The following is a 20,457-nucleotide window of genomic DNA, read 5'->3' as shown; positions in this document are numbered from 1 at the left end:
CGCGGGCGTGCACGAATGTGTGCGGCCGGGTTGAGATCATGCTTGAAGCATGCACCAGTCTGCGGTGTGTTGGTCTGCGACGCCCACGGGATCGACACCGGACACGGATGCCGCGCGTTCCCCTAGGAACCGCCTCCAAGCGCCGGGGGTTCAGGGTATAGGAGGATCGAAATGACCCATATCCGCTATGAAATTGTCCAGCACGATGGTGGCTGGGCCTACAAGCTCGGCGATGTATTCTCCGAAACCCATGCGACACACGAGGGCGCGCTACGCGCCGCGCGAGAGGCCGCGGCGAGACAGACGATCTCGGGCGAAACGCGGCCCATTCTGTTCCAGGACAGTGACGGCCATTGGCACGAAGAGACCGCTCAGGGCACCGATCGGCCGGATGCCGAGATCGACGACACTGCGGAAACAGCGGCGCCAAAGACCCCCTGATTGGAAAGCCCGAAAGCAACGGCCCCGAGGATGAGATTGGCCCCTCACCCCTTAAGGCGCTTGATCAGCTTCCCCGGATATGAGGCTCCGCATCGTGTCGGACCGGCCACGAAGCGACATCGGCGCTCAATTGGCAGCCGATGTCGTCTCTTGCGCTTTGAACCGCCTCTTTCCCTTTGGTTCCCCGCGCCGATGAGACCATGATCTCAATAGCCGTATGCCTTCCGTGAAGAGTGCTATTTTACCTACGAAGAGGTGATAGGTTGGGCGAGCGATGCTTGATCTTCATCGGCAGCGGGGGACTCTCCTGAGCGCGCGACGACCACCTGCCGTCACAACACAGATGTTCCCGCAACTCCAACCCGAAGGCCATGTCGACAAGAACGAGAGGCGGAACACGCCTTCCATAAGAGGAAACAAAGGAGTGTCAGCCATGCCCTTTCGATTCCGGCATATGTTGGGCGCCGGCTTTTGCGGGATCATGATCCTGGCCGGGGTGAGATTGGACGTCAGGCACGCCTTCGGCCAGACCAGTACCATTCCCTCTTCGATTTCAACGCCTGACACCATCGAGACCCATCTCGGCACACTCGAATTCGCCGACGGCGTCCCCAGCGCGGCGACGCAGTCAAGGCTTTACGACAACATCGACTTTACCTATGCGTATCGCGCTTTCATGGACAACATGAGCGGCGTGAGCATCCTGGCCCTGCGCAGGGGCATGGAGAGCATCGGCGTCAAGGACAACGAGGTTCTTGTCTTCTCCGAGCTGATGGATTCCAAGTCGCTGTTCCTGACCGCGAACGCCGATACGATCTATGTCATGGGATCCATCGACCTTACCAACGGGCCGATGGTGCTGGAAACACCGCCCGACTTTCTGGGCGCGGTACAGGACGCCTGGTTTCGCTGGGTGATCGACCTCGGGCTTCCCGGGCCTGATCGTGGAACCGGCGGCCGGTATCTCATCGTGCCCCCCGGCTACACCGGCACCCTGCCGCAGGGCGGGTACTACATGGCGCACGCGCTTACGAACCATATCGTGTGGTTCGGCCGTTCCTTCTTGAAGGATGGGAGCGATCCAAAGCCGGTCGTCAGGACGATCAGGGAATTTACAAAGGTCTATCCCTACCAGCCTGGCGGCGTTGGCACCCCCATCGCTGAATTCCTTAACGGCGAGGCCCGTCTCACGCAGACATCCGAGCCGCCCGCGACGGTGTTCCACGAGGGCAGCGGCAAGGTGATGAACACCATCCCGCCCAATGACTGGACCTTTTTCGAGGCGTTGAACGAGGTCGTCCAGCAGGAGCCGGCCATAGCACTCGACGCCGAACTGATGGGGCCCATCGCCGCCATCGGCGTCGTGAAAGGCAAGCCCTTCGCGCCTGACGCCCGCATGAAGAGGATCATGACGGACGCGCTCGCGATCGCCAACGCTTCCGCGCGCACTCTGTTCGTCAGCCCACGCGAGGCCAGCTGGTTCTATTATCCTGGCTCAGCGTGGTTCAATTACCTGTTTCAGACCGGCTACGCGTTCGAAACGCCGATTCCGATGATCACGCGCGAGGGAGCCAAGCCCTTCCCGCCGACCGGCTACCGCACCATGGATGCGCGCACCAACTTCTTCTACGGCGTCACCGGCATCACGCCAGCCATGGCCATGCGTCTGACCGGGATAGGCTCGCAATATCTGCTTGCCACGCTCGATGCCGAGAAAAACCATTTCGATGGCGCGAAAACCTACAAGGTGAGTCTGCCCAAAGGCATCCCAGAGGCGAACTTCTGGTCCATCACGGTCTATGACAACATGACCCGGTCCATGCTCGACACACCGCAGCGTTTCCCCCGTGCGGGTAGCCAAAGCTATCCGACACCGGCGGCGGAGGCCGAAGCGGACGGCTCGACAGTGATCTATTTCGGACCCGAGCAGCCTGAGGGTGTCAAACCGGGCAACTGGATACAAACGGTGCCTGGCAAAGGATGGTTCACGATTCTGCGCCTCTATAGTCCGCTTGAGCCGTTCTTCGACAAAAGCTGGCGACCGAGCGAAATCGAACTGGTCAAACGATAACGCGAGCCTAGTGGCCAGCTGGAATGAGGACGAGTGCTAGGCTGATGGAGATCATTTCCCCCCACGATCTGGAAGCTGTACTGCGCCTGGTCGTGGCTGTGGCCTGCGGCATGCTGATCGGTCTCAACCGCGACCTGCGCGGCAAGCCGACAGGCATGCGCACGCTCGGCCTGGTGAGCATGGGCGCAGCGCTGATTTCGCTCACGGCGATGCGCGTGGATGGAATCGCGGGTCACCCCGATGCCACAAGCCGCGTCGTTCAGGGCATCATACAAGGCGTGATGACCGGCATAGGCTTCCTTGGAGCCGGCGTCGTGCTGCGTCGCCGTCATCCGCTGGAAGTACATGGGCTCACCACGGCAGCGACAGTGTGGGTGACGGCAGCCCTTGGCGTCGCCTGCGCCCTCGCCAGCTGGCACCTCATTTTGTCGGCCTTGCTTGTCACCCTGCTGCTCCTCGCCGCCGTGCTCCCCCTGGAACGCACCCTGGAAGCGCGCTCCAAGAAACAGCCGAAGGAGGCGAGCTCTTCTGGGATATCGGAGAACACGCCCTGACCCGGCTCACGTCGCCGCCGAACCTGCAAGTGGCAGAAAGGCTGGAGCGGGCGAAGGGCTGTTGATTTCCACTGAGAAGTGCCCCAGGCCGAGGGTGGCCTCGGGTCAGGTGGCGGTCAAGTTTTGACCTTGCCCCCTGGGGGAGGTCCTCGTTCTGAACTGGAATCCGTCGACGGGAGACGGACGATGCGAAAGAGCAGATTCAGCGAAAAGCAGATCATCGGCATTGTGAAGAAGCATCAGGCTGGGATGCCTGTCGCGGATCTCTACCGGAAGCACGGCATCAGCGACGAGACGTTCTACACTTGGCGATGGAAGTACGGCGGCACGGAAGTCTCCCACGACCGGAAGTTGAACTGTCCGCCTTCAGCGCCCTTGAGACCGTTTAGGAGTTTTCTGGAAGGGAGGATTTCTGGATCATCGCAACCATTATGGAACGCAGATGAGCCAGAAGTCCGGGCCGGAGAAAGCGCCGGCAGAGCTGATCGTGAAGGACATCAGGCGAACCACCCGCCGGCAGTTTTCCGCCGAAGATGAGGATCCGCATCGTGCTGGAAGGCGTGCGCCGCGAGGAGGGCATCGCCGAGCTGTGCCGGCGCGAGGGCTTCGCCTCGTCGATGTATGATGGCTGGTCAAAAGAGATTCTCGATGCCGGCAAGCGTCGGCTGGCCGGCGATACGGCACGGGCGGCGACGTGCAACGAGGTCGAGGACCTGCGTCGTGAAGCGCAGGCCCTGAAGGAGGCCGTGGCCGATCTGAGACTGGAAAAGAGTGTCTACAGCCGCATGCGGGCGAGATAGCCCCGCTCGTAGAAGGAGACGATCCGCGTCACCGAGAAGGCGATGATGAAATAGATCAATGCCGTAGCCGTGAGGATCTCGATTGGCCGTGCGGTCGAATCGGCAATCATCTGGCCTTGATACATCAGGTCAGCCATGCCGACGGCGGAGACCAGCGCGCTTTCCTTGAACAGGGTCACGCAATTGGACAGCAGCGTGGGGACGGCGCGCAGAACGGTCTGGGGCAGGATCACATAAGGCACGCTCACCCGCGCTGGCAGGCCGAGGGCAACGCAGGCATCGCGCTGCTCGGCGCCGATGGATTTGAGCGCCGCGCGAAAGCTCTCGCTGGAAATGGCACCCATATAGAGCGAGAGGGTCAGCACGGTGGAGAACACGTTGCCGAGTTCCATGCCCAGGATCGCCGGCAGGCAGAAGAAGAACCAGAATAGCTGGATCAGCACCGGCGTGCCGCGGAAGATCTCCACATAGGTCGTGGCAATCACCTGAAGCACCGGATGACCGGCCTGGCGCACCACGCTGACAAGGAAGCCGAGAGTGAGACCGAAGGCGAGGCCGAGCGCGGTGAAATACAGCGTGTTACCGAGGCCGATGGACAGCGCGAGGCGATAGTCCCAGAGGAAGCCGAGAGCGGCAGTGATGTTCATGTCGTCCTTCCCCTCACGCTAGGCGCGAGCGCAGGCGCCGCTCGCACAGGCCCACGACCTGCGAAAGAGGGAGCGAGAGCGCGAAGTAGATGAAGGCGACTGTGGTGTAGATCTCGATCGGGCGGTAGGTCTGGGTGGCCAGCGTCTTGCCCTCATACATGAGGTCGGCAATGGCCACGATCGCCACCAGAGACGTCTGCTGCAGCAGGCCGATCGTATTGGTGAGCAACACCGGGATCGCCATCAGCACCGCCTGCGGCAGGATCACATAGATCGTCTTCTTCAGCGGAGACAGGCCGAGCGCCGTGCAGGCATCGTAATGCGAGGCGGGAATGGACTGGATGGCGGCGCGGTATGCCTCGGCGTTGAAGGCCGTGATGTTCATGCCCAACGCCAGGATGGCCATGTAGAACGGATCATAGAAAACGCCGAAGAAATACGGCACGCAGTAGAAGATCCAGATGATCTGGACCAGCGCGGGGGTGCAGCGAAACAGCTCGATGAAGCCGATCGCGAGCCAGCGCAGCGGCGCAATGCGGCTCATCACCATCTGGCAGACGAGAAAGCCGCCGACCAGACCGATGACGGCGCAGACCGCGGTGAGCTGGAGCGTGACCGCAAGCCCCGCCATCAGCGGGTCCCAGTTTGCCGTGATGACCGAGAAGTCCCAGGAATAACGACCCATCGTCTCCACTCCTCAGGAAATGGTCTCGACGTGAAGAACCTTTTTCAGGAAATCCGCGGTGCGCGGCTCGGAGGGGTTGGTGAACATCTTCGAGGGGGGTGCGTCCTCGACGATCCGGCCATCGGCGGAGAAGATCACCCGGGTAGCGATGCGTTTGGCGAACCACATGTCGTGGGTGACGATCATCATTGACATCTTTTGCTCGGCGAGTTCGAGCATCACCCCTTCCACCTCGGTGACGAGTTCGGGGTCGAGAGCCGAGGTCACCTCGTCGAACAGCATGATCTTGGGATCGAGCAGCAAGGCGCGGGCAATGGCGACGCGCTGCTTCTGGCCGCCCGACAGCATGCCGGGGAAGGCGCCGGCCTTGCTCTCGAGGCCAAGGCGGGCCAGCAGCTGCATGGCCCGTTCCGTCGCGCTCGAACGACTTTCGCCGCGGGCCCGCATCGGCGCGAGAATAAGGTTGCCGAGCACGGTGAGATGCGGGAATAGCGTGTAGTGCTGAAACACCATCCCAACCTTGTTGCGGACCGGGATGTCGACGAAATTGTCTTTCTTGGACTTGGGGTTGGCCTCGATGTAGCGCGCGCCTTCGAGCTCGATGCGGCCGCGATCGATCTTCTCCAGGCCCATCACGCAGCGCAGCAGCGTGCTCTTACCGCTGCCGCTGGGCCCGATGACGACGACACGCTCACCGGCTTCCATCTGAAAGTTGATGTCATCGAGAACGATCAGATGTCCGCCGAACGACTTGCGCAGCCCTTGCACGTTCAGGAAGCTAGATGACATGCCGACCCCTCTTACTCACATTGAGAGGCGGACGGCACCACCCGGCGCCGTCCGCTCCGGAAATCGTCAGCTCACTTAGCTCCGGCGAGGTACACTTCGCTCCAGTGCTTGAGCGAGGCATCGACCGCACCGAGGGACACCTTCTCTTCCAGGAAGATGTTGAGCACCTGGATGTCATGATAGGTCAACTGCGGCGGCAGGCCGAAGGAGATACCCTGCTTCATCAGTGCGGGGTGAGCTTCGAGCAGGCCTACCTTTTCCGAATTGGCGGTCTGCAACAGCAGGTTGGTGGTCGAGTCCGCGCCCGCCACGTCGACGCGGCCGGAGAGCAGCGCCAGATTGAGGCCGTTGGCGTCCGGCAGGCGGACGATCTGTGCCTTCTTGAAGCGCTCGGTCACCTTGTGGTCCTGGGCCGAACCGGACATCACGCCGATGCGCATGCCGGGCACGTCGAAGGTGGAGAGATCGGCGGCCGGATTCTTGGTCTTTTCGCTCGCCAGAAGATAGGCGAAGTTCATCTCGTCATAGCCGGCGATACCACTGTAATTGATGACGAGGGCGCGGGCCGGGGTGCGGTTGAGCGCGGGTGACATGTCCCACTTACCGGCCTGCAGGCCGGCGACGATGTTGTCCCAGGTGGTGTCGACGAACTCGACCTTCACCTTGAGCACCTCGGCGAACTGCTTGCACAGGTCGAGATAGGCTCCGCCATATTCGCCGGTCTTAAGGTCCTTCATGACATAAGGCGGCGAGATGGCGGAGGCACAGCGCAAAGTGCCGCGCTTCTGCACTTCCGACCAGTAGCCGTCGGCATGGGCCGGTGCGGCCGACAGTCCGGCGACAACCACAAGGCCGAGAGCGCCCGCGCCGATGCCGTGCGTGCAGAGCCTTGCAAACTTCTTCCAAACGCGAGCTAAAGTCATTTTGTATTTCCCCTTTGCGGAAGCCGATATGCACGCATGATGTCCGCCCCAAGCGGACAATCAGGTTCGTAGCTGCTTTTTGTTATATCGTATAAATCTGAAACCCCCTGTCAAATGGAGATTTGACAGACGCGAACGTCGCTTTCGTTTATGTTTTCAACTGTTTGATTTTACGTATTTTTTCCAAAATTCTAATCGACTCCGTGTGCGCGCAGGGCGGATGGAGTGTACCTTTTCCCTTGCCCCTCTCTGAAGTTATGTCATTTGTTATATAATAATTGGAGGCGAACATGCAGCGTCATACGGGTCGGCGGGTTCTCATCACGGGCGCCGGAAATGGAATCGGCATGGCGGCGGCCCGCTTCTTCGCGGGCGAGGGCGCGCGCCTGTGTCTTGTTGATATCGACGCCGAGGCGCTGGCGGCCACGCTTGGCACGCTGCCGCCGGGCACCGAGGCGCTGAGCCACACGGTCTCCGTTACCGACGAGGCCGGGATAGCCGGCGTGGTCGAGGCGATGGTCGCGACCTATGGCAGCATCGACGCGGTGGTGAACTCGGCCGGCATGGTGGTGGTCGAGCCGGCGCTGGAGGCGCGGATCGGCATTTTCCGCGAGGTGATCGAGGTCAACCTCATCGGGACCTGGATCGTCTGCCAGGCGGCGGCACGGCACATGGCGCAGGCCGGCAGCGGCTCCATCGTCAATATCAGCTCGGTCTACGGCTTTCAGGGCGCCCCGGGCCGCACCGCCTATTGTGCGTCCAAGGGCGGGGTCGTCAATCTCACCAATTCGCTCGCCGTGGAGTGGGGCCCGCTCGGCATCCGAGTCAACAGCGTGGTGCCCACCGGCACCCGCACACCCATGGTCCAGGGGCTGATCGACCGCGGTATCTATGACGTCGATGCCGTCTCTCGGCGCACGCCCCTGCGCCGCATCGCCGAGCCGGAAGAGGTCGCCGCCGCCTGCGGCTTCCTCGTCAGCGACGAGGCGGGCATGACCACCGGGCATCACCTCGCCGTCGATGGCGGCTGGCTCGCCAACGGCTTCCTCATGGCGCCCAAGGCGGGCGCCTGATCGTTCGACACGTCTTTCGCCAGGCCCTCGCATGAAGGCCCCATTCGTGATGGAGACCCCATGGTAAAGCGTCAGAATATTTCCTCCGGCTCTCAGTTCGAGAAGCTCTACGGCTATTCCCGCGCCGTGAAGGTCGGGGAAACGCTGTACATTTCCGGCACCATCGGCATGGACTATGCCGCCGGCAAGATGCCCGAGGATGTGGTCGGTCAGGTGCGCCAGATCATTAAGAACTTCGAGCTTCCGCTGGCGGCCGCTGGCGGCTCGCTGAAGGACATTGTGCAGATCACCACCTATGTGACGGCGCCGGAAGTCTTCAAGGAGGTTGGCCCGGAACTCGGCGTGATCTTCGCGGATGTGCTGCCGACCAATGCCGCGCTCGTGGTAGCCTTCCCGGTTCCGGGCGTGCTGGTCGAGATCTCGGCGACGGCCGTCATTGGCTGTGGATGACCAGCTAGAGCATTTTCGAGCGAAGTCGGCTCCGATTCACGTAAAGAAAATTTGTGAAAACAAATGGATAGAGCATTTCCGGTGAACGGGAGTTCACCGAACGGCTCTAGAACGGACAGAGATTCCCCATGTGTCAGAGCTGCCATTCAGGCCTGCCCTTGAGTTTCGAGGTCGTGGACGAGGCCGGCATCGTCGCGGCGGCGACCACCGCACATGAGAGCAAGCAGGCCTGGCACTTTCATGTGCTGGCGCCCAGTTGCACCTTCAGCCCGAAGCCCGGCGCCTACACCTTCCTGCTGGAGCTGACCGATGCGAAGCGAGCTCTCTGCGCCTTCTACGACGACAAGCCGACGGCGGTGAACAAGCAGCTCCTGCCTCTGCTACACGGCGCGGACGCCCTCGCCGACAAGCCGACCGGGGCCAACCTGTCGGATGAGGACGAGGCCCTACTCGCCACCATTGAGCGGGCGGCGAAGGCGGGCACGCGCTGGCACCATCACATGATGTTCCCGGCCTGCGGGTTGAACACCTCGGACCGCAAATGGCGGCTTTTCGTCGAGATCGACGGAAACGAGCCGGTGATCCGCGACTATGCCAACGAGCCCTCCGGGGTGCTGAACCGCGTCGAGCGGATCTATTTCGGCCTCAGTTGAACCTACACCGCTGTAGGAAACGGGTGCCCCCGCGAGGAGGCGCCCGTTCTCGCTCGGCAGAAGCGGGTGGGCTCAGCGCAGATTCTGCCGTGCAAGGGCTGCCCGAGTCACCTCGTTGAGGACGTTCCAGGGAATGAACGTGTCGAGCCACGCGGCGGCGCGTCCGGTGAACAGCACCAGTTCCTCGATCACATCGTCGATGTCGTCCGGCACACTTAGCAGCGTCTTGGCGTCGTCGAGCACCTTGCCCGTCGCGTGCAAGGCGCAGAAGCCGTCGATCCGGGCGTTGAAGGCATCGATGAGGAAAGCCAGCACGCGGGCACGCTCGCCGGTGCCGATGCCATAGGCGGCGCTGCGTAGGCGCCAGATCAGTTCGTGCAGCTTACGCAGTTCGCCTTCCGCCATAGCGAGCGGGCCATAGGGGATCATCATGCCCGGCCGGCGCAGCAGCCCAAACATCTCCTCCGGCGGGGCCTGCCACATCGCCTTGCGCGCCGTGCGCAGGGCGATCAGCCCCGGCGCGGTGAAGGGCTTTTCCGGCAGAGCGAGGGCGAGCGCGTCCTCATTGGCGCTGAGCTCCGCCAGCAACGGCTCCTGGCCGTGGTTCTCGACCACGCGGCAGCCGAAATCCTTCAGCCAGCCAATATCGCCCGTCAGCCGCCCGAGGACAGAGACCTGTGCCTTCTCGGCCTGCAGATCGCCATAGATCAGCTCCAGGAACTGGCGTTCCGGCCAATAAAGGAAGGTGCCGGCCGGAAGGGTGAGGATGTCCGCCGGCTTCTCGATGTCGGCCACGACAGGCGCGTGCCAGAAGATATGCTGCCCCGCGATCTTGGCGCAGTGGATGTCGAGTGTCGCCGGCAGGTTGGCGATCACCTTGCCGATCGTCACCGGCGCGAGGTCGGGAAAGAGCTCGATCTCGTGCGCGACCCCGTCCAGCGTAAAAGTGAGCGAAGGCATGTGACTATTATCCTTTGGAGAAGAGCGCACCGCCGACAACCTGCCGCGTCGGCAGCATTTCGATGGTGCTGAGATCGACGAGGGCCGGGCTACTCAACACATGCAGGATGGTGGCGGCCACATTGGCGGGAGTGAGGCACTCATAGCCGTCATAGAATTCTTCGTCGGCGCCAAGTTGGTCGTGAATGCCGGTCTGCACCCGGCCGAGCAGGATTTCGGTGACGCGGATATGGCTGTCGCGCAGGTCCACTCGCAGATTAGCCGACATGGCGTGCATGGCGGCCTTGGTGGCGCTGTAGAGCGCCGGCCCGGTGCCGGGAGCCGTGCCGCAGATCGAGCCCAGAAGCACGATGGTGCCGGCATCGGCCGCCTTCATGGTCGGCACCACCGCCCGCAGCAGGTTGACGGTGCCGAGAATATTGATCGCGACGAGTGACTCCGCAACATCGGCGGGAGTTTCGTGGAGCGGAATCTGCGGGCCGAGAATGCCGGCGCTGTGGATCAGCACGTCGGCTTTCTCATCCGCCAACGCCGCCACCACCGCTTGCGCGTTGCGGATGTCGAGCGTGCGGCTAGAGCATCCGGTCCGTCTGGCGAGGTCGGCGAGGGCGTCCGCATTGGTGCCGAGAGCGAGCACCGTATAGCCCGCCTGCGCGAGCTGCGCGACGATGACGCGACCGATGCCGCCTGTCGCGCCTGTCACGATCGCCGTCGGTTGCATGTCGCCCCCTGCCCCCCGGTTCAGCCGGCGCTGCAGGCGTTTTGTAGGATCAGCCGCGCCACTGTGGCCGGGGCCTCGACATGAGGCATGTGGCCGACATTGGGCAGCAGATGGATGGCTGCTTCGGGGCCCGCGCCCAGAGCGTGGCGCATCGGGATGATGCGGTCACATTTGCCCCAGATGATCTTCTGTGGCACCGCGATCCGGCGCAGAGTCGCGCGCATCTCCCCCGCCTGCGTGCCGTCCGGGAACAGCCTGGCGGCGAGATCGGCCTGCGCCCGCCGAAGCTCGTCGCCGCGCGCCTTCAGCGTTGCCTGGACATAGCCGGTCGACACAATGGAGGGATCTGAAAACAGCCGCAGCAGCCAGGGCTTCAGGCTTTCCACCCGGGTGGCGCGGCAGAAGCCGTCGAGGAAATCCCCGTCGATCTCCGGCCCCAGCCCCGCCGGCGCGATCAACGTGAGCGAGCGCGCGTTAACGCGGCCGGTTTCCGCGAGCGCGATGGCGACGCCGCCGCCGAGCGAATGGCCGACAAGATGGCACTCCTCGATGCCGGCCTCAGCGAGCGCCTGCCCAACAGCGGCGGCGAGGTCTTCAAAGCTCGCGGCTCCGGCGTTCGCCGGCGAACGGCCGTGACCGGGCAGGTCTACCAGCATGGCGGCGTGACCGGCACCGAGCATCGCGAGTAAGGGCTGCCACGAGAAACCGTCGGCGCCGAAGCCATGCAGAAACACGAAGGGCGTGCCGGTGCCGATCCCGCGACGGGTAAGGCTGACCCCGCCGGCAGCTAGGCTCGGCGCAGCGGCGGGAGCCGGGTGCGCATGGGTGAAGGCGTCGATATCGCGCAGCTTGATGCGGCCCGAAGGGCTGGAAGGAGTGATCGCCGACAGGTCGACCCCTCGTTGCGCGGCGATGCGCCGGGCAAGCGGCGAAGCGGTCACCCGTGCCGGTCCCAAAGTGGCGACGGGGGACGCCACGGGCAGGACAGACGGCGGTACAGGAGCGATCACGGCAGGGGCAGCCTTGGGCGCTGCCGCGCTCTCCGCCGCTCCATCGCGAATGGTGCCGAGCACCATGCCGATCGCCACTTCCTCGCCGATCTGCGCCCGGATCTCGGTGAGAATGCCGGAAACGGGGGCCTCGATCTCGGTGGCCGCCTTCGCCGTCTCCACGGTGACGACAAGTTCGCCCGCCGAGACGCTGTCGCCGGGATTCTTGTGCCAGGAGACCACGACGACGGATTCCATGTATTCGCCGCCAGCGCCGACGACAGTGATATCGGTCACGGCAAGACCCTCCCCTTCACGACCGGCCCTCACGTGAGCGTGGCGCGCGCGGCATCGGCGATGCGCGCGGCGTTCGGCAGAACCGAGAGCTCCAGCGGTTCGGCATACGGCACCGGCATGTCGGGCAGCGTCACCCGCGCCACCGGCGCGTCGAGATCGTCGAAGGCGAAGTCCATGATGGTGGCGGAAAGTTCGGCGGCATAGCCGCAGAAACGCCAACCTTCGTTGACCACCACCGCATGATGAGTCTTGGCGATGGAGGTGGTGATGGCGTCGAGATCGAGTGGGCGAAGGGTGCGCAGGTCGATCACCTCGGCGGAAACGCCGTCCCGCGCGAGGAGTTCGGCCGCCTTCTGGCTCTCCAGCACCATGCGCGAGGTGGCGAAGATCGACACGTCCGCCCCCTCTCGCACCGTCTTCGCCTTGCCGATCGGCACCAGAAAGTCAGGATCGTCGGACACCTCGTCGCGTAGATTGTAGAGCAGCTTGTGTTCGAGGAAGACTACGGGCTGGCTGTCGCGGATGGCGGATTTCAGCAATCCCTTGGCGTCAGCCGGCGACACCGGCGCCACCACCTTGATGCCGGGAATGTGCGCGACGAGGGAATCGAGGCTCTTGGAGTGCTGCGCGCCAGCCCCTGCGCCGCCGCCGCCCTGCGTGCGCAGCACGAAAGGCATGGTAACGTTTTGCCAGAGATACTCGTAGATCGAGGCTTGATTGATCAGCGCGTCGAGCACGAGGGGCATGAAGTCGGCATACATGATCTCCAGCACCGGGCGGGTGCCGGTCATGGAGGCTGTGACCGCCATGGCCGCCAGCGCCTGCTCGGAAATCGGCGTGTCGCGCACCCTGCCCTCGCCGAACTCGTCCATCAGCCCCTTGGTGACCTTGAACACGCCGCCATAGCGGCCAATGTCCTCGCCGAACAGGAATACGCTGGGGTCACGCTGCATTTCCTCGCGAAGCGCCTGATTCAACGCTTCGGCATATCGCATCATCGCCATGTCAGACGGCCTCCAGGGCGGTGGCGTAGGGGGAGCTCCGTGTGAAGAGCTCGAAGGTCGGCGGTGGGGCGAGGAGGGCTTCCTCGACGGCCGCATCGACCTCGGCCACGGCCACGGCCTCGATCTGGTCGAGCCGGTCGGTGCCGACGGAATCGGCCAGCGCCCGGCGGCTCACCTGTATGGGATCGCGCCGGTTCCACTCGGCAAGATCGGCCTCGCTCTGATAGCCGCCCATGTCGGAGGTGGAAAATCCCTGCATGCGGTAGGTCTTGGCCTCGATCAGGGTCGGGCCCTCGCCACGACGGGCGCGCTCCACGGCGGTCGCCACCGCGTGGTACATCGCCACCGTGTCATTGCCGTCGACGATCTCCGCTGGCATCGCGTAGCCAGCGGCGCGGATGCTGAGATCGGCCACCGGCGACTGGACAGTGTGGTGGACAGTCAGGCCAAACTGGTTGTGTTCGAGGATGAAGATCACCGGCAGTTTCCACAGCCCGGCCATGTTCATCGATTCATGGCAGATGCCGGTCTGGGCGGCGCCGTCCCCGAAGAAGCACATGGCGACATCGGCCGTGCCGCGCACCTGGATCGACAGCGCCATGCCAGTGGCCGCCGGGATGGAGCCGCCGACGATGGCGTTGCCGCCGATCATGCCCTTGTCCCAGTCGCCAATCAGCATATGCCCGGCGCGCCCGCCGCAGGTGCCGGTGACGCGGCCGAGAATCTCGGCGGTCACGCCGCGAATATCGACGCCCTTGCCGATGTAATGGGCATGGCCGCGATGGGTGCTGGTGATGAAGTCGCTCGTGCCAAGCACGGCTGTAGCACCGATGCCGACGGCTTCCTGGCCGTCGCAGCGGTGGATCGGCCCGCGCGTCTTGCCAGCCTTGTGCAGCTCGCCGAGCCGCTCCTCCAGCCGGCGCACGACGACCATCTTGCGATGCATCTCAAGCTGTTCGTCGAGGGAAGGCGAATTCTTCATTTCGAACCTCTGATGCCGATCTGGCATCGTTACACGATATATGTTGTAACATAATTGGCGCCAAGTCGACGCCCTTGCACAGCTTTGTCGCCAGATTCAGCCGCCGAGTGCGGAGAGAACGAGGCTGGCCGCGAAAGCGTCCTCGGTGGCGATGCCGACCGAGATGAAGACGGTGGTCTTCGTCACGTCCACCTCCGCCGTGCCGGCGAGCACCTCGCCGAGTTCGGCGTGGATGGTGGCACCGGAGACCAGGATGTTGCCGGATTCCTGGCTGGCCGCGTCTCGCGATTCCACCATGACGAGGTTCTTCATCACCGCGTCGTCCAGTTCGCGCCCGTCAAGCCCGTTCCAGCCGACGGCGCTGACATGGGCGCCGGGCTTGAGCCACTCCCCCTTCACCACAGGCTCGCGGGCCGAGGTGGTGGTGGCAATCACATCGGCGCCGCGCACCGCGTCCTCGGCGCGGGCATAGGCGGTGGCGCCGATCTTGGCGGCAAAGGCCTGCGCCTTCGCGCCATCGCGGGCCCAGACGCGGACCTCGTCGAAGTCGCGCACGCGGCGCATCGTCTCGAAATGGCCACGCGCCTGGATGCCGTTGCCGATGATGGTGAGGATTTTCGCGTCCGGAGCGGCAAGCCGGCGCGCCGCCATGGCCGAGACGGCGGAGGTCCGCATCTGGGTGATGTAGGTGCCGTCCAGCACCGCCTTGGGGATGCCGGTCCAGCGATCGAACACCACCACCACCGCATTGTGGCTCGGCAGACCCCGGTCGTGATTGCCGGGATAGTTGCCGACCAACTTGACCGCGAAAATATCGGTCACCGCCGGCATCAGGCACATGTCGCCTCCGGCCTCCTCGTCGATCACCCGCATCCGCACGGGCTGCAGCGAGGCGCCGGTGGAAAAGGAAATGAGCGCCTTCTCCATGGCGTCGATCAGCGCATCGATGTCGAGCACGGCGGCGATCTGGTCTCGGTCGTAATAGGGGAGCATCGCGTCCTCTAGAAACGGGCGGGCGAGAAGGGGGTGATATCGATCGGCGGCGTGCGTCCGGCGGCGATGTCGGCGACGATAGCGCCGGTGACGCAGCCGCTCGACATGCCGACATGCTGGTGGCCGAAGGCCAGGATGACGTTCGCCGTGCGGGCGGAACGCCCGATCACCGGCAGCGCGTCGGGCATGGAGGGGCGGAAGCCCATCCAGGTCGATGCCGGGCTTTCGGTAATGCCGGGCAGGAAGCGCTTGGCCGTGCGGTCGAGATAGGCGTGGCAGGCCGGGTTCGACGGCTTGTCGAGGCCGGCCAGCTCAACCATTCCCGCGCAGCGCAGGCCCGCGGTCATCGGCGTCATGGCGAAGCCCGCCGTGGCGCTAGAGCAGGTGCGGCTGATGATGCCGGCCTGCCCGCTGAACATGATGTGGTAGCCGCGCTCGGTCTCCAGCGGCAGCTTTTCCACCGCGCCGCCGAACAGGCGACGCGCCTGCGCGCCGGCGGCGAGAACCGCCTGGTCGTAGACGCTCTCCTGCGTGCCGACGACGGAGATCCGGCCATCCGAACGGGCCCCCAGCGTGCGCACCTCGTCACGCACGAAGCGCCCGCCTTGGGCGCAGAAGTACTTCACCAGCGTGGCGCAGACATCGACCGTGCTGAGATAGTGCAGGGCCGAATGGAAATACAACGCCCGGACGAAGACCGGTGCCAGATTGGGCTCCAGCCGGCGGATTTCGGTGGCGTCGATCTCCTCGACGTCGCCGGCAAACCGTTTGTAGAGCGCGACCTCGCCGGCGCTGGCGCGATAGGCGGCGTCGCTCTCATAGAGATGGAGATAGCCGCCGCCGCGCATCAGGCCGCTCGCCCCGCTCTCGCGGAGCAGCGGCAGCGCGTAATCGAGGTTGCTCGACAGCAGCGCGTGCATCGCCTGCGCGATGCGCGTCACCTCGGCCGGCGTGCAGTGGGAGAGGAACGACAGCAGCCACGGCAGCATGCGCGGCGCGTAGCCCCAATCGATGCTCAGCGGCGAGCCGGAGGCGAACAAAAGCGGTAGCAGCCGCCGGGGAATGGACGGGCTGTTGATCGGCACGAAGGCATGCGGCGCCAGCGCCGCCGCATTGCCGAAGGTGGCGCCATGGCCGGGCTCGTCCTGGTCGATCAGGGTAACGGCGAACCCCGCCTTCTGGAGGTAGAGGGCGGAGGAAATGCCGACGATGCCCGCACCGATGACGGCTATGTTCTGCTCACCCGGTGCCGGCATGCGGCCTCCGCTCGCGTTTTACGGATCCGTTGCCGCTCACTTGCCGAGCTGGCGGTTGTACATCCGGGTTCCACCGACGACCTGATGGGTCGGCACCACCTCGATCTGCGAGACGCACACATGCGGGGGAGTGCCGAGCACATATTCAATGGCATCGGCGATGTCGGTTGCCTGCAGGCACTCATAGGGATCGTAGAGTAGGGCGTCGGACTTGGAATGGTCGCCGTCGAACATCTCGGCATGCATGCCGGTGCGGACGCGGCCGGGGCGGATCTCGGTAACCCGGACATCGGTGCCGAACAGTTCCATGCGCAGATTGGCACTCATATTGTGCACCGCACCCTTGGAGGCGCTGTACATCGGCTGGCCAGCGGAAGGATAGGGCCCGGCGAGCGAGCCGAAATTGACGATATGGCCGCGATTGCGCTCCACCATGCCCGGCACGGTGGCCGAAAGCGCGTTGTGGATGCCCATCACATTGACATCGAGGATGCGCTGGGCCGAGGCGGTGGGCACCGAATAGAGCGTGCCCGTCACCCCCAGCACGCCGGCGGCATTGATGAGGATGTCGATCTCCTGGCCGGAGAAAGTACTCCGCATCGCCTCAGAATCGGTCACATCCATGAACACCGTCTCGACCTCGGGCAGGCCCTCGAGCGCGTCGAGCTTCGCCTGGTCGTTCGACAGGGCGATGGTGTGGACGCCATGGCGGGCCAGCATGCGGACCATGGCGGAGCCCAGACCGCCGCTGCCGCCTGTGACCAGAGCGCGCATTCCCTTCTCAAGCATGGAGACCGTCCCCTTCACGTGATCCGACATGAGGAGATGTTATTTGTTATATCAATGTCGTCGTCAAGCGGCATTGCGGCGAATGCGTGCGCGCACTGATGCACTCACCGAAGGACGCGCCAGGACCGTTTGAATACGAAATATCGCCGGCGGCACGGGCCTGCCGCGCACCGGGAGCACGGCGACGCCGCGCGGGTGATTCCGTCGCTCGCCCGGCCCGGCCTCACTCCTCCTCGCGCACGGCGCGATAGAAGGCCTGCGAGGAATACTCGATGTCATGCGCGATGGCGTCGGCGATCGCCTGCGGATTGCCCTCGCGCACCGCGCGGATGATGGCGATATGGTTGAGAATACCGTCATCGGTGTTGGAAAAGGCGGGGTAGATGGTCTTGATATAGGACCCCGTGCGCAGCCAGCAGCTTTCGATCATCTTCACCAGAAGTGGCATTTTCGACGCTTCATAAATGGTGAAATGGAAAATCCAGTTCAGCTCGGTCAGCAACGTGTAGTTTTTTTCGCGGTTTGCTTCGATGAGCCGGTCGTTGATGGAACTGATCTCGATGATGTCGTCGCGCGTGATGTTGGGCGCGGCCTCGCGGGAGGCGAGGCTTTCAAGCGAGCAGCGGATCTTGACCAGCTCCCGGATATTCTCTTCATCGAGACGGGGAATGTAGATCGAGCCGTTGCTGCCGAGTTCCAATACGCCTTCGGCCGCCAGATTGAACAGCGCCTCGCGCGCAGGGGTGAGGCTGACGCCGAGCGAGCCAGCCACCGCGCGCAGGGTCAGCTTCTCACCCGGCTTGAACAGGCCGGCCATGATCGCATGTCGAAGTTGGTCGCGTACGCGCACGCCGAGCGTCTCGGTGCGCTGGAAGGGAGAGAAGTTCGAGAGGGCTTCAACCATTGGTGCGTCCCCGGCCAATTTCTTTGTTTGTTATGATATGCATCACGCGCGTCAAGCTCATAACCTTTGATGCGGCGTCGTTTAAGGCGAGGCCACGCCCTTGCTGTTTCAACGTACGCTCGCTGTTGCAAAACTTTTATAACATATTACACTTCGTGCCAGTCGATGCCAAGGCGGTCGTGATGCCAAGGTAGCCGCGATGGCGGTTGCTTTCCGGCCATCGGTCCCCACGAAGGATCTGGTTGCGTGAAACTTTGCTGGATACACCCCACAACCGCCAATGACGCCCTCGCCCCGCTCTGGCAGAAGTTGGACGCGGCAGTGCGGCCGGCGCTGCACGCCGGCACCGAGCTGGAATTCCGCTTCCTGCCGAAGAGCGGCAATTTCGTGCGCTCCGCCTATGCCGAACATATCAATTCGGTCCACATCGTCGAGGCGGCGCTGAAAGCGGAGGCGGACGGCTTTGACGGCGTCTTCCTCGGTTGCTGGAACGACCCGCTCTGGGAGGCCCGCGAGGTGCTCTCGGTGCCGGTCGGCTCGGTCAGCGAGCAGTCCATGCTGGCGGCGCTGGCCATGGGCAAGCGGCTCGCGGTCGTCACCGTCTCGCAGAAGACCACGGTCGCGATCGAGAACGACCTGCTGGCCTATGGCCTGCGCGACCGCGCGATCGTGCGTCCGGTGCGCACCATCATGCCGGAATCCGATGCGGAATTGCTGCTCGGCGCGGTCTCCGATCCCTATGCGGCCTTCATCCCGCGCGTCGAAGAAGTGGCGAAGGCCTGCATCGCCGATGGAGCCGACGTCATTCTCATCGGCTGTGCCTATTACGGCCCGCTGCTGCGCATGGCCGGCTATTGCGAAGTGCCGGGCACTGGCGTGCCGGTGGTGGATTCCTCGACCGTCGCACTGAAATATCTCGAAGCCATGACCGACATCGCGATGAAGCTCGGAACGGTGAAGAGCACGCGCCTCCAGCTGCGCGCCCCGCCGCGCGAGGCGCTCGACCAGGCACGGCGCAGCCTCTCGCTGATTTGACCTCCCACCCTAACGCCCAAAAGCAGGGGCCGTCCCATGTCGCTGGCCAGTCCGATCGACAGCAAACTCGAAGGCGTCGTCTGGAAGCGGACGTTGAAGGAGCCCGTGCTCTCCTACCCGGCCCTTGCCGGCGAGGAGAGCACCGATATCGTGGTGGTCGGGGCCGGATTCTGCGGCCTCAACGCCGCCCTCGCCGCCGCCAAGACGGGACAGAAGGTAATTCTGCTTGAGGCCGGCATCGTCGGCAGCGGCGCCTCGGGGCGCAATGGCGGCTACAATGTTCCTCAGTTTCCTGGCGGCATCACGCCTGGCGGCGTCGAAGCGGCGATCGGCAAAAAGAAGGGACAGGCGCTTTCCGAGCTGGTGCTGGACGGCGCGGATGCGGTGTTCCGGCAGATCGAGCGCTACCAGATCAACTGCTCGGCGGTGCAGCATGGCTGGGTGCAGCCGGCACATTCCGAAGCCTCCCTCGCCAAGGTGAAAAAGGTCTTTGACGCCTGGAAGGCCTGGGGCGCGGATGTGACCTGGCTTTCAGCGGGCGATCTCTCCGCCCGCCTCGGGGCGGCCGGGTATGTCGCCGGCTGGTTGAATCCGACGGGCGGCACGGTCAATCCCTATGGCCTGACCATCGGCCTCGGCCGCGTGGCGGTGCAGGAAGGCGTGCGCATCTTCGAGAGGAGCCCGGTCGACGGCATCGAGGAAGGCCCCGGCGGTGTCGCTGTCAAGGCCGGTGCCGGACGGGTTCGGGCCAAGCGGGTCATCGTCGCCACCAATGCCTATACCGGCGATTTCCTCCCGCAGGTCCAGCGCGCGACCCTGCCAGTGTATCTTTACCACGCCGCTACCCGCCCGCTGCGGGCGGAGCTGCGCGCCTCAATCCTGCCGGGTGGGGAGTGCTTCACCGATTTGCGCAAGTCCGGCGGCTTCGGCCGGCTCGACGATGCGGGACGGCTGATCTCCGGCGGCGCGGTGTTCGCCTTCGGCGACAAGCAGGCCTATGGCATCGCCCATGCTAGGAAGCGCATGCGCCAGCTCTTTCCCCAGCTCACCGAGGCGGATGCCGAGTTCGAGGACTACTGGGAGGGCTACTGCGCCATCACCGAGAGCTACCTTCCGCATGTGCAGCGTCTGGGCAAGGAGGTGTTCGCGGTGGTGGGTTTCTCCACCCGCGGCGTCAATCTGGCGCAGAATCTCGGCCGGGTGGTCGGCGAGTTCGCCGCCGGAACGCGCAGCCTCGACGATGTGCCGGTCTCGGTTATCGAACAGCGGCGCGACGTGCCGCTCTGGGCACTGAAAGTGCGCGCCGCGCGCCTTGTCTTCCCGCTTTACCAAGCCAAGGACCGGCTCGGCCTGAGCTGAGGCGACCCTTTCCACCCCGTGCCGTTTGCGCCCGGGAGCGTGGACGGTGGCGAGGATTTCGACTTCCGGCCCATCGGAGCGC

21 protein-coding genes and 2 pseudogenes are annotated in these 20,457 nt (G+C 64.1%); 10 read left to right on the top strand and 13 right to left on the bottom strand.

Translation table 11 applies throughout. The annotated features are described in order from the left end of the window. Nucleotides 1–171 precede the first annotated feature (171 nt). The 5 genes and pseudogenes from G3A50_RS15645 to G3A50_RS15625 form a co-directional block, all read left to right on the top strand. Nucleotides 172–441 carry a DUF2188 domain-containing protein gene (locus G3A50_RS15645; protein WP_163076128.1) on the top strand — a complete coding sequence of 90 codons (270 nt, stop codon included), beginning with the start codon at nucleotides 172–174 and terminating at the stop codon, nucleotides 439–441. Nucleotides 442–922: 481 nt separating this feature from the next. Then, a complete protein-coding gene (locus G3A50_RS15640; RefSeq protein WP_170308672.1) occupies nucleotides 923–2,512 on the top strand; it encodes a DUF1254 domain-containing protein in 1,590 nt (529 codons plus the stop codon). 44 nt (nucleotides 2,513–2,556) lie between these two features. Beyond that, nucleotides 2,557–3,066 (top strand): MgtC/SapB family protein, encoded by a 510-nt coding sequence (locus G3A50_RS15635; RefSeq protein ID WP_163076127.1) that lies wholly within the window; start codon nucleotides 2,557–2,559, stop codon nucleotides 3,064–3,066. Nucleotides 3,067–3,252: 186 nt separating this feature from the next. Further along, nucleotides 3,253–3,420, top strand: a pseudogene (locus G3A50_RS15630) (transposase); the annotation flags it as partial. An 88-nt stretch (nucleotides 3,421–3,508) separates the two neighbouring features. Then, a pseudogene (locus G3A50_RS15625) lies at nucleotides 3,509–3,860 on the top strand (transposase); the annotation flags it as partial. On the opposite strand, the gene G3A50_RS15620 reads toward G3A50_RS15625, so the two are convergent. From G3A50_RS15620 to G3A50_RS15605, 4 genes are all read right to left on the bottom strand, one after another. Next, nucleotides 3,842–4,513, bottom strand: a complete 672-nt coding sequence (locus tag G3A50_RS15620) for an amino acid ABC transporter permease (protein ID WP_163076126.1) — start codon at nucleotides 4,511–4,513, stop codon at nucleotides 3,842–3,844. The pseudogene G3A50_RS15625 and the gene G3A50_RS15620 sit on opposite strands and share 19 nt — an antisense overlap. Before the next feature lie 13 nt (nucleotides 4,514–4,526). Beyond that, nucleotides 4,527–5,198 (bottom strand): amino acid ABC transporter permease, encoded by a 672-nt coding sequence (locus G3A50_RS15615; protein WP_163076125.1) that lies wholly within the window; start codon nucleotides 5,196–5,198, stop codon nucleotides 4,527–4,529. A gap of 12 nt (nucleotides 5,199–5,210) precedes the next feature. Further along, nucleotides 5,211–5,987 carry an amino acid ABC transporter ATP-binding protein gene (locus G3A50_RS15610; protein ID WP_163076124.1) on the bottom strand — a complete coding sequence of 259 codons (777 nt, stop codon included), beginning with the start codon at nucleotides 5,985–5,987 and terminating at the stop codon, nucleotides 5,211–5,213. A gap of 71 nt (nucleotides 5,988–6,058) precedes the next feature. Further along, nucleotides 6,059–6,910: a substrate-binding periplasmic protein gene (locus tag G3A50_RS15605; protein WP_163076123.1), complete on the bottom strand. Its 852-nt coding sequence runs from the start codon at nucleotides 6,908–6,910 to the stop codon at nucleotides 6,059–6,061. 290 nt (nucleotides 6,911–7,200) lie between these two features. Between G3A50_RS15605 and G3A50_RS15600 the strand changes: the two genes are divergently transcribed. The 3 genes from G3A50_RS15600 (at nucleotide 7,201) to G3A50_RS15590 (ending at nucleotide 9,086) form a co-directional block, all read left to right on the top strand. Next, entirely contained in the window at nucleotides 7,201–7,983 is a 783-nt protein-coding gene (locus tag G3A50_RS15600; RefSeq protein WP_163076122.1) for an SDR family NAD(P)-dependent oxidoreductase, read from the top strand. Between the two features lie 60 nt (nucleotides 7,984–8,043). Beyond that, entirely contained in the window at nucleotides 8,044–8,433 is a 390-nt protein-coding gene (locus G3A50_RS15595; protein ID WP_163076121.1) for a Rid family hydrolase, read from the top strand. A gap of 128 nt (nucleotides 8,434–8,561) precedes the next feature. Continuing rightward, nucleotides 8,562–9,086: a hypothetical protein gene (locus G3A50_RS15590; protein ID WP_163076120.1), complete on the top strand. Its 525-nt coding sequence runs from the start codon at nucleotides 8,562–8,564 to the stop codon at nucleotides 9,084–9,086. A gap of 72 nt (nucleotides 9,087–9,158) precedes the next feature. Here G3A50_RS15590 and G3A50_RS15585 read toward each other — a convergent pair whose 3' ends face one another. From G3A50_RS15585 to G3A50_RS15545, 9 genes are all read right to left on the bottom strand, one after another. Beyond that, on the bottom strand, nucleotides 9,159–10,046 hold the full coding sequence (locus G3A50_RS15585; RefSeq protein ID WP_163076119.1) for a hypothetical protein: 888 nt from the start codon (nucleotides 10,044–10,046) through the stop codon (nucleotides 9,159–9,161). Nucleotides 10,047–10,053: 7 nt separating this feature from the next. Continuing rightward, the gene (locus tag G3A50_RS15580; protein WP_163076118.1) at nucleotides 10,054–10,767 is read right to left on the bottom strand and encodes an SDR family oxidoreductase; all 714 of its coding nucleotides are present in this window, start codon (nucleotides 10,765–10,767) and stop codon (nucleotides 10,054–10,056) included. A 20-nt stretch (nucleotides 10,768–10,787) separates the two neighbouring features. Further along, nucleotides 10,788–12,053, bottom strand: a complete 1,266-nt coding sequence (locus G3A50_RS15575) for an acetoin dehydrogenase dihydrolipoyllysine-residue acetyltransferase subunit (protein WP_163076117.1) — start codon at nucleotides 12,051–12,053, stop codon at nucleotides 10,788–10,790. Nucleotides 12,054–12,082: 29 nt separating this feature from the next. After that, a complete protein-coding gene (locus tag G3A50_RS15570; RefSeq protein WP_163076116.1) occupies nucleotides 12,083–13,057 on the bottom strand; it encodes an alpha-ketoacid dehydrogenase subunit beta in 975 nt (324 codons plus the stop codon). Nucleotide 13,058: 1 nt separating this feature from the next. Further along, the gene (locus G3A50_RS15565) at nucleotides 13,059–14,039 is read right to left on the bottom strand and encodes a thiamine pyrophosphate-dependent dehydrogenase E1 component subunit alpha (RefSeq protein WP_163076115.1); all 981 of its coding nucleotides are present in this window, start codon (nucleotides 14,037–14,039) and stop codon (nucleotides 13,059–13,061) included. A 96-nt stretch (nucleotides 14,040–14,135) separates the two neighbouring features. After that, nucleotides 14,136–15,032, bottom strand: a complete 897-nt coding sequence (locus G3A50_RS15560) for an ornithine cyclodeaminase family protein (protein ID WP_163076114.1) — start codon at nucleotides 15,030–15,032, stop codon at nucleotides 14,136–14,138. Between the two features lie 8 nt (nucleotides 15,033–15,040). Further along, nucleotides 15,041–16,288, bottom strand: coding sequence for an NAD(P)/FAD-dependent oxidoreductase (locus G3A50_RS15555; RefSeq protein WP_163076113.1), 1,248 nt, complete (start codon nucleotides 16,286–16,288; stop codon nucleotides 15,041–15,043). A 36-nt stretch (nucleotides 16,289–16,324) separates the two neighbouring features. Continuing rightward, nucleotides 16,325–17,077: an SDR family oxidoreductase gene (locus G3A50_RS15550; protein ID WP_163076112.1), complete on the bottom strand. Its 753-nt coding sequence runs from the start codon at nucleotides 17,075–17,077 to the stop codon at nucleotides 16,325–16,327. Nucleotides 17,078–17,300: 223 nt separating this feature from the next. Beyond that, on the bottom strand, nucleotides 17,301–17,981 hold the full coding sequence (locus G3A50_RS15545) for a GntR family transcriptional regulator (RefSeq protein WP_163076111.1): 681 nt from the start codon (nucleotides 17,979–17,981) through the stop codon (nucleotides 17,301–17,303). 246 nt (nucleotides 17,982–18,227) lie between these two features. Here G3A50_RS15545 and G3A50_RS15540 point away from each other — a divergent pair, with 246 nt between their 5' ends. Together G3A50_RS15540 and G3A50_RS15535 are read left to right on the top strand one after the other, a co-directional pair. Next, nucleotides 18,228–19,016 (top strand): aspartate/glutamate racemase family protein, encoded by a 789-nt coding sequence (locus tag G3A50_RS15540; RefSeq protein ID WP_163076110.1) that lies wholly within the window; start codon nucleotides 18,228–18,230, stop codon nucleotides 19,014–19,016. Nucleotides 19,017–19,052: 36 nt separating this feature from the next. Continuing rightward, the gene (locus G3A50_RS15535; protein WP_163076109.1) at nucleotides 19,053–20,375 is read left to right on the top strand and encodes an NAD(P)/FAD-dependent oxidoreductase; all 1,323 of its coding nucleotides are present in this window, start codon (nucleotides 19,053–19,055) and stop codon (nucleotides 20,373–20,375) included. The last annotated feature ends 82 nt before the right edge of the window (nucleotides 20,376–20,457 follow it).

Origin of the sequence: Ancylobacter pratisalsi (genome assembly GCF_010669125.1) — a bacterium.
Classification (GTDB): Bacteria; Pseudomonadota; Alphaproteobacteria; order Rhizobiales; family Xanthobacteraceae; genus Ancylobacter; species Ancylobacter pratisalsi.
This window is presented reverse-complemented; position numbering and strand designations above follow the sequence as displayed.

Excerpts from the sequence above, each read along its gene's own strand:
- G3A50_RS15550 (WP_163076112.1), bottom strand. The coding sequence starts at position 17,077 with ATGCTTGAGAAGGGAATGCGCGCTCTGGTCACAGGCGGCAGCGGCGGT.
- G3A50_RS15580 (WP_163076118.1), bottom strand. The coding sequence starts at position 10,767 with ATGCAACCGACGGCGATCGTGACAGGCGCGACAGGCGGCATCGGTCGC.
- G3A50_RS15585 (WP_163076119.1), bottom strand. The coding sequence starts at position 10,046 with ATGCCTTCGCTCACTTTTACGCTGGACGGGGTCGCGCACGAGATCGAG.
- G3A50_RS15590 (WP_163076120.1), top strand. The coding sequence starts at position 8,562 with ATGTGTCAGAGCTGCCATTCAGGCCTGCCCTTGAGTTTCGAGGTCGTG.
- G3A50_RS15570 (WP_163076116.1), bottom strand. The coding sequence starts at position 13,057 with ATGGCGATGATGCGATATGCCGAAGCGTTGAATCAGGCGCTTCGCGAG.
- G3A50_RS15545 (WP_163076111.1), bottom strand. The coding sequence starts at position 17,981 with ATGGTTGAAGCCCTCTCGAACTTCTCTCCCTTCCAGCGCACCGAGACG.
- G3A50_RS15615 (WP_163076125.1), bottom strand. The coding sequence starts at position 5,198 with ATGGGTCGTTATTCCTGGGACTTCTCGGTCATCACGGCAAACTGGGAC.
- G3A50_RS15605 (WP_163076123.1), bottom strand. The coding sequence starts at position 6,910 with ATGACTTTAGCTCGCGTTTGGAAGAAGTTTGCAAGGCTCTGCACGCAC.
- G3A50_RS15535 (WP_163076109.1), top strand. The coding sequence starts at position 19,053 with ATGTCGCTGGCCAGTCCGATCGACAGCAAACTCGAAGGCGTCGTCTGG.
- G3A50_RS15555 (WP_163076113.1), bottom strand. The coding sequence starts at position 16,288 with ATGCCGGCACCGGGTGAGCAGAACATAGCCGTCATCGGTGCGGGCATC.
- G3A50_RS15600 (WP_163076122.1), top strand. The coding sequence starts at position 7,201 with ATGCAGCGTCATACGGGTCGGCGGGTTCTCATCACGGGCGCCGGAAAT.
- G3A50_RS15595 (WP_163076121.1), top strand. The coding sequence starts at position 8,044 with ATGGTAAAGCGTCAGAATATTTCCTCCGGCTCTCAGTTCGAGAAGCTC.
- G3A50_RS15565 (WP_163076115.1), bottom strand. The coding sequence starts at position 14,039 with ATGAAGAATTCGCCTTCCCTCGACGAACAGCTTGAGATGCATCGCAAG.
- G3A50_RS15620 (WP_163076126.1), bottom strand. The coding sequence starts at position 4,513 with ATGAACATCACTGCCGCTCTCGGCTTCCTCTGGGACTATCGCCTCGCG.
- G3A50_RS15640 (WP_170308672.1), top strand. The coding sequence starts at position 923 with ATGATCCTGGCCGGGGTGAGATTGGACGTCAGGCACGCCTTCGGCCAG.
- G3A50_RS15645 (WP_163076128.1), top strand. The coding sequence starts at position 172 with ATGACCCATATCCGCTATGAAATTGTCCAGCACGATGGTGGCTGGGCC.
- G3A50_RS15635 (WP_163076127.1), top strand. The coding sequence starts at position 2,557 with ATGGAGATCATTTCCCCCCACGATCTGGAAGCTGTACTGCGCCTGGTC.
- G3A50_RS15560 (WP_163076114.1), bottom strand. The coding sequence starts at position 15,032 with ATGCTCCCCTATTACGACCGAGACCAGATCGCCGCCGTGCTCGACATC.
- G3A50_RS15610 (WP_163076124.1), bottom strand. The coding sequence starts at position 5,987 with ATGTCATCTAGCTTCCTGAACGTGCAAGGGCTGCGCAAGTCGTTCGGC.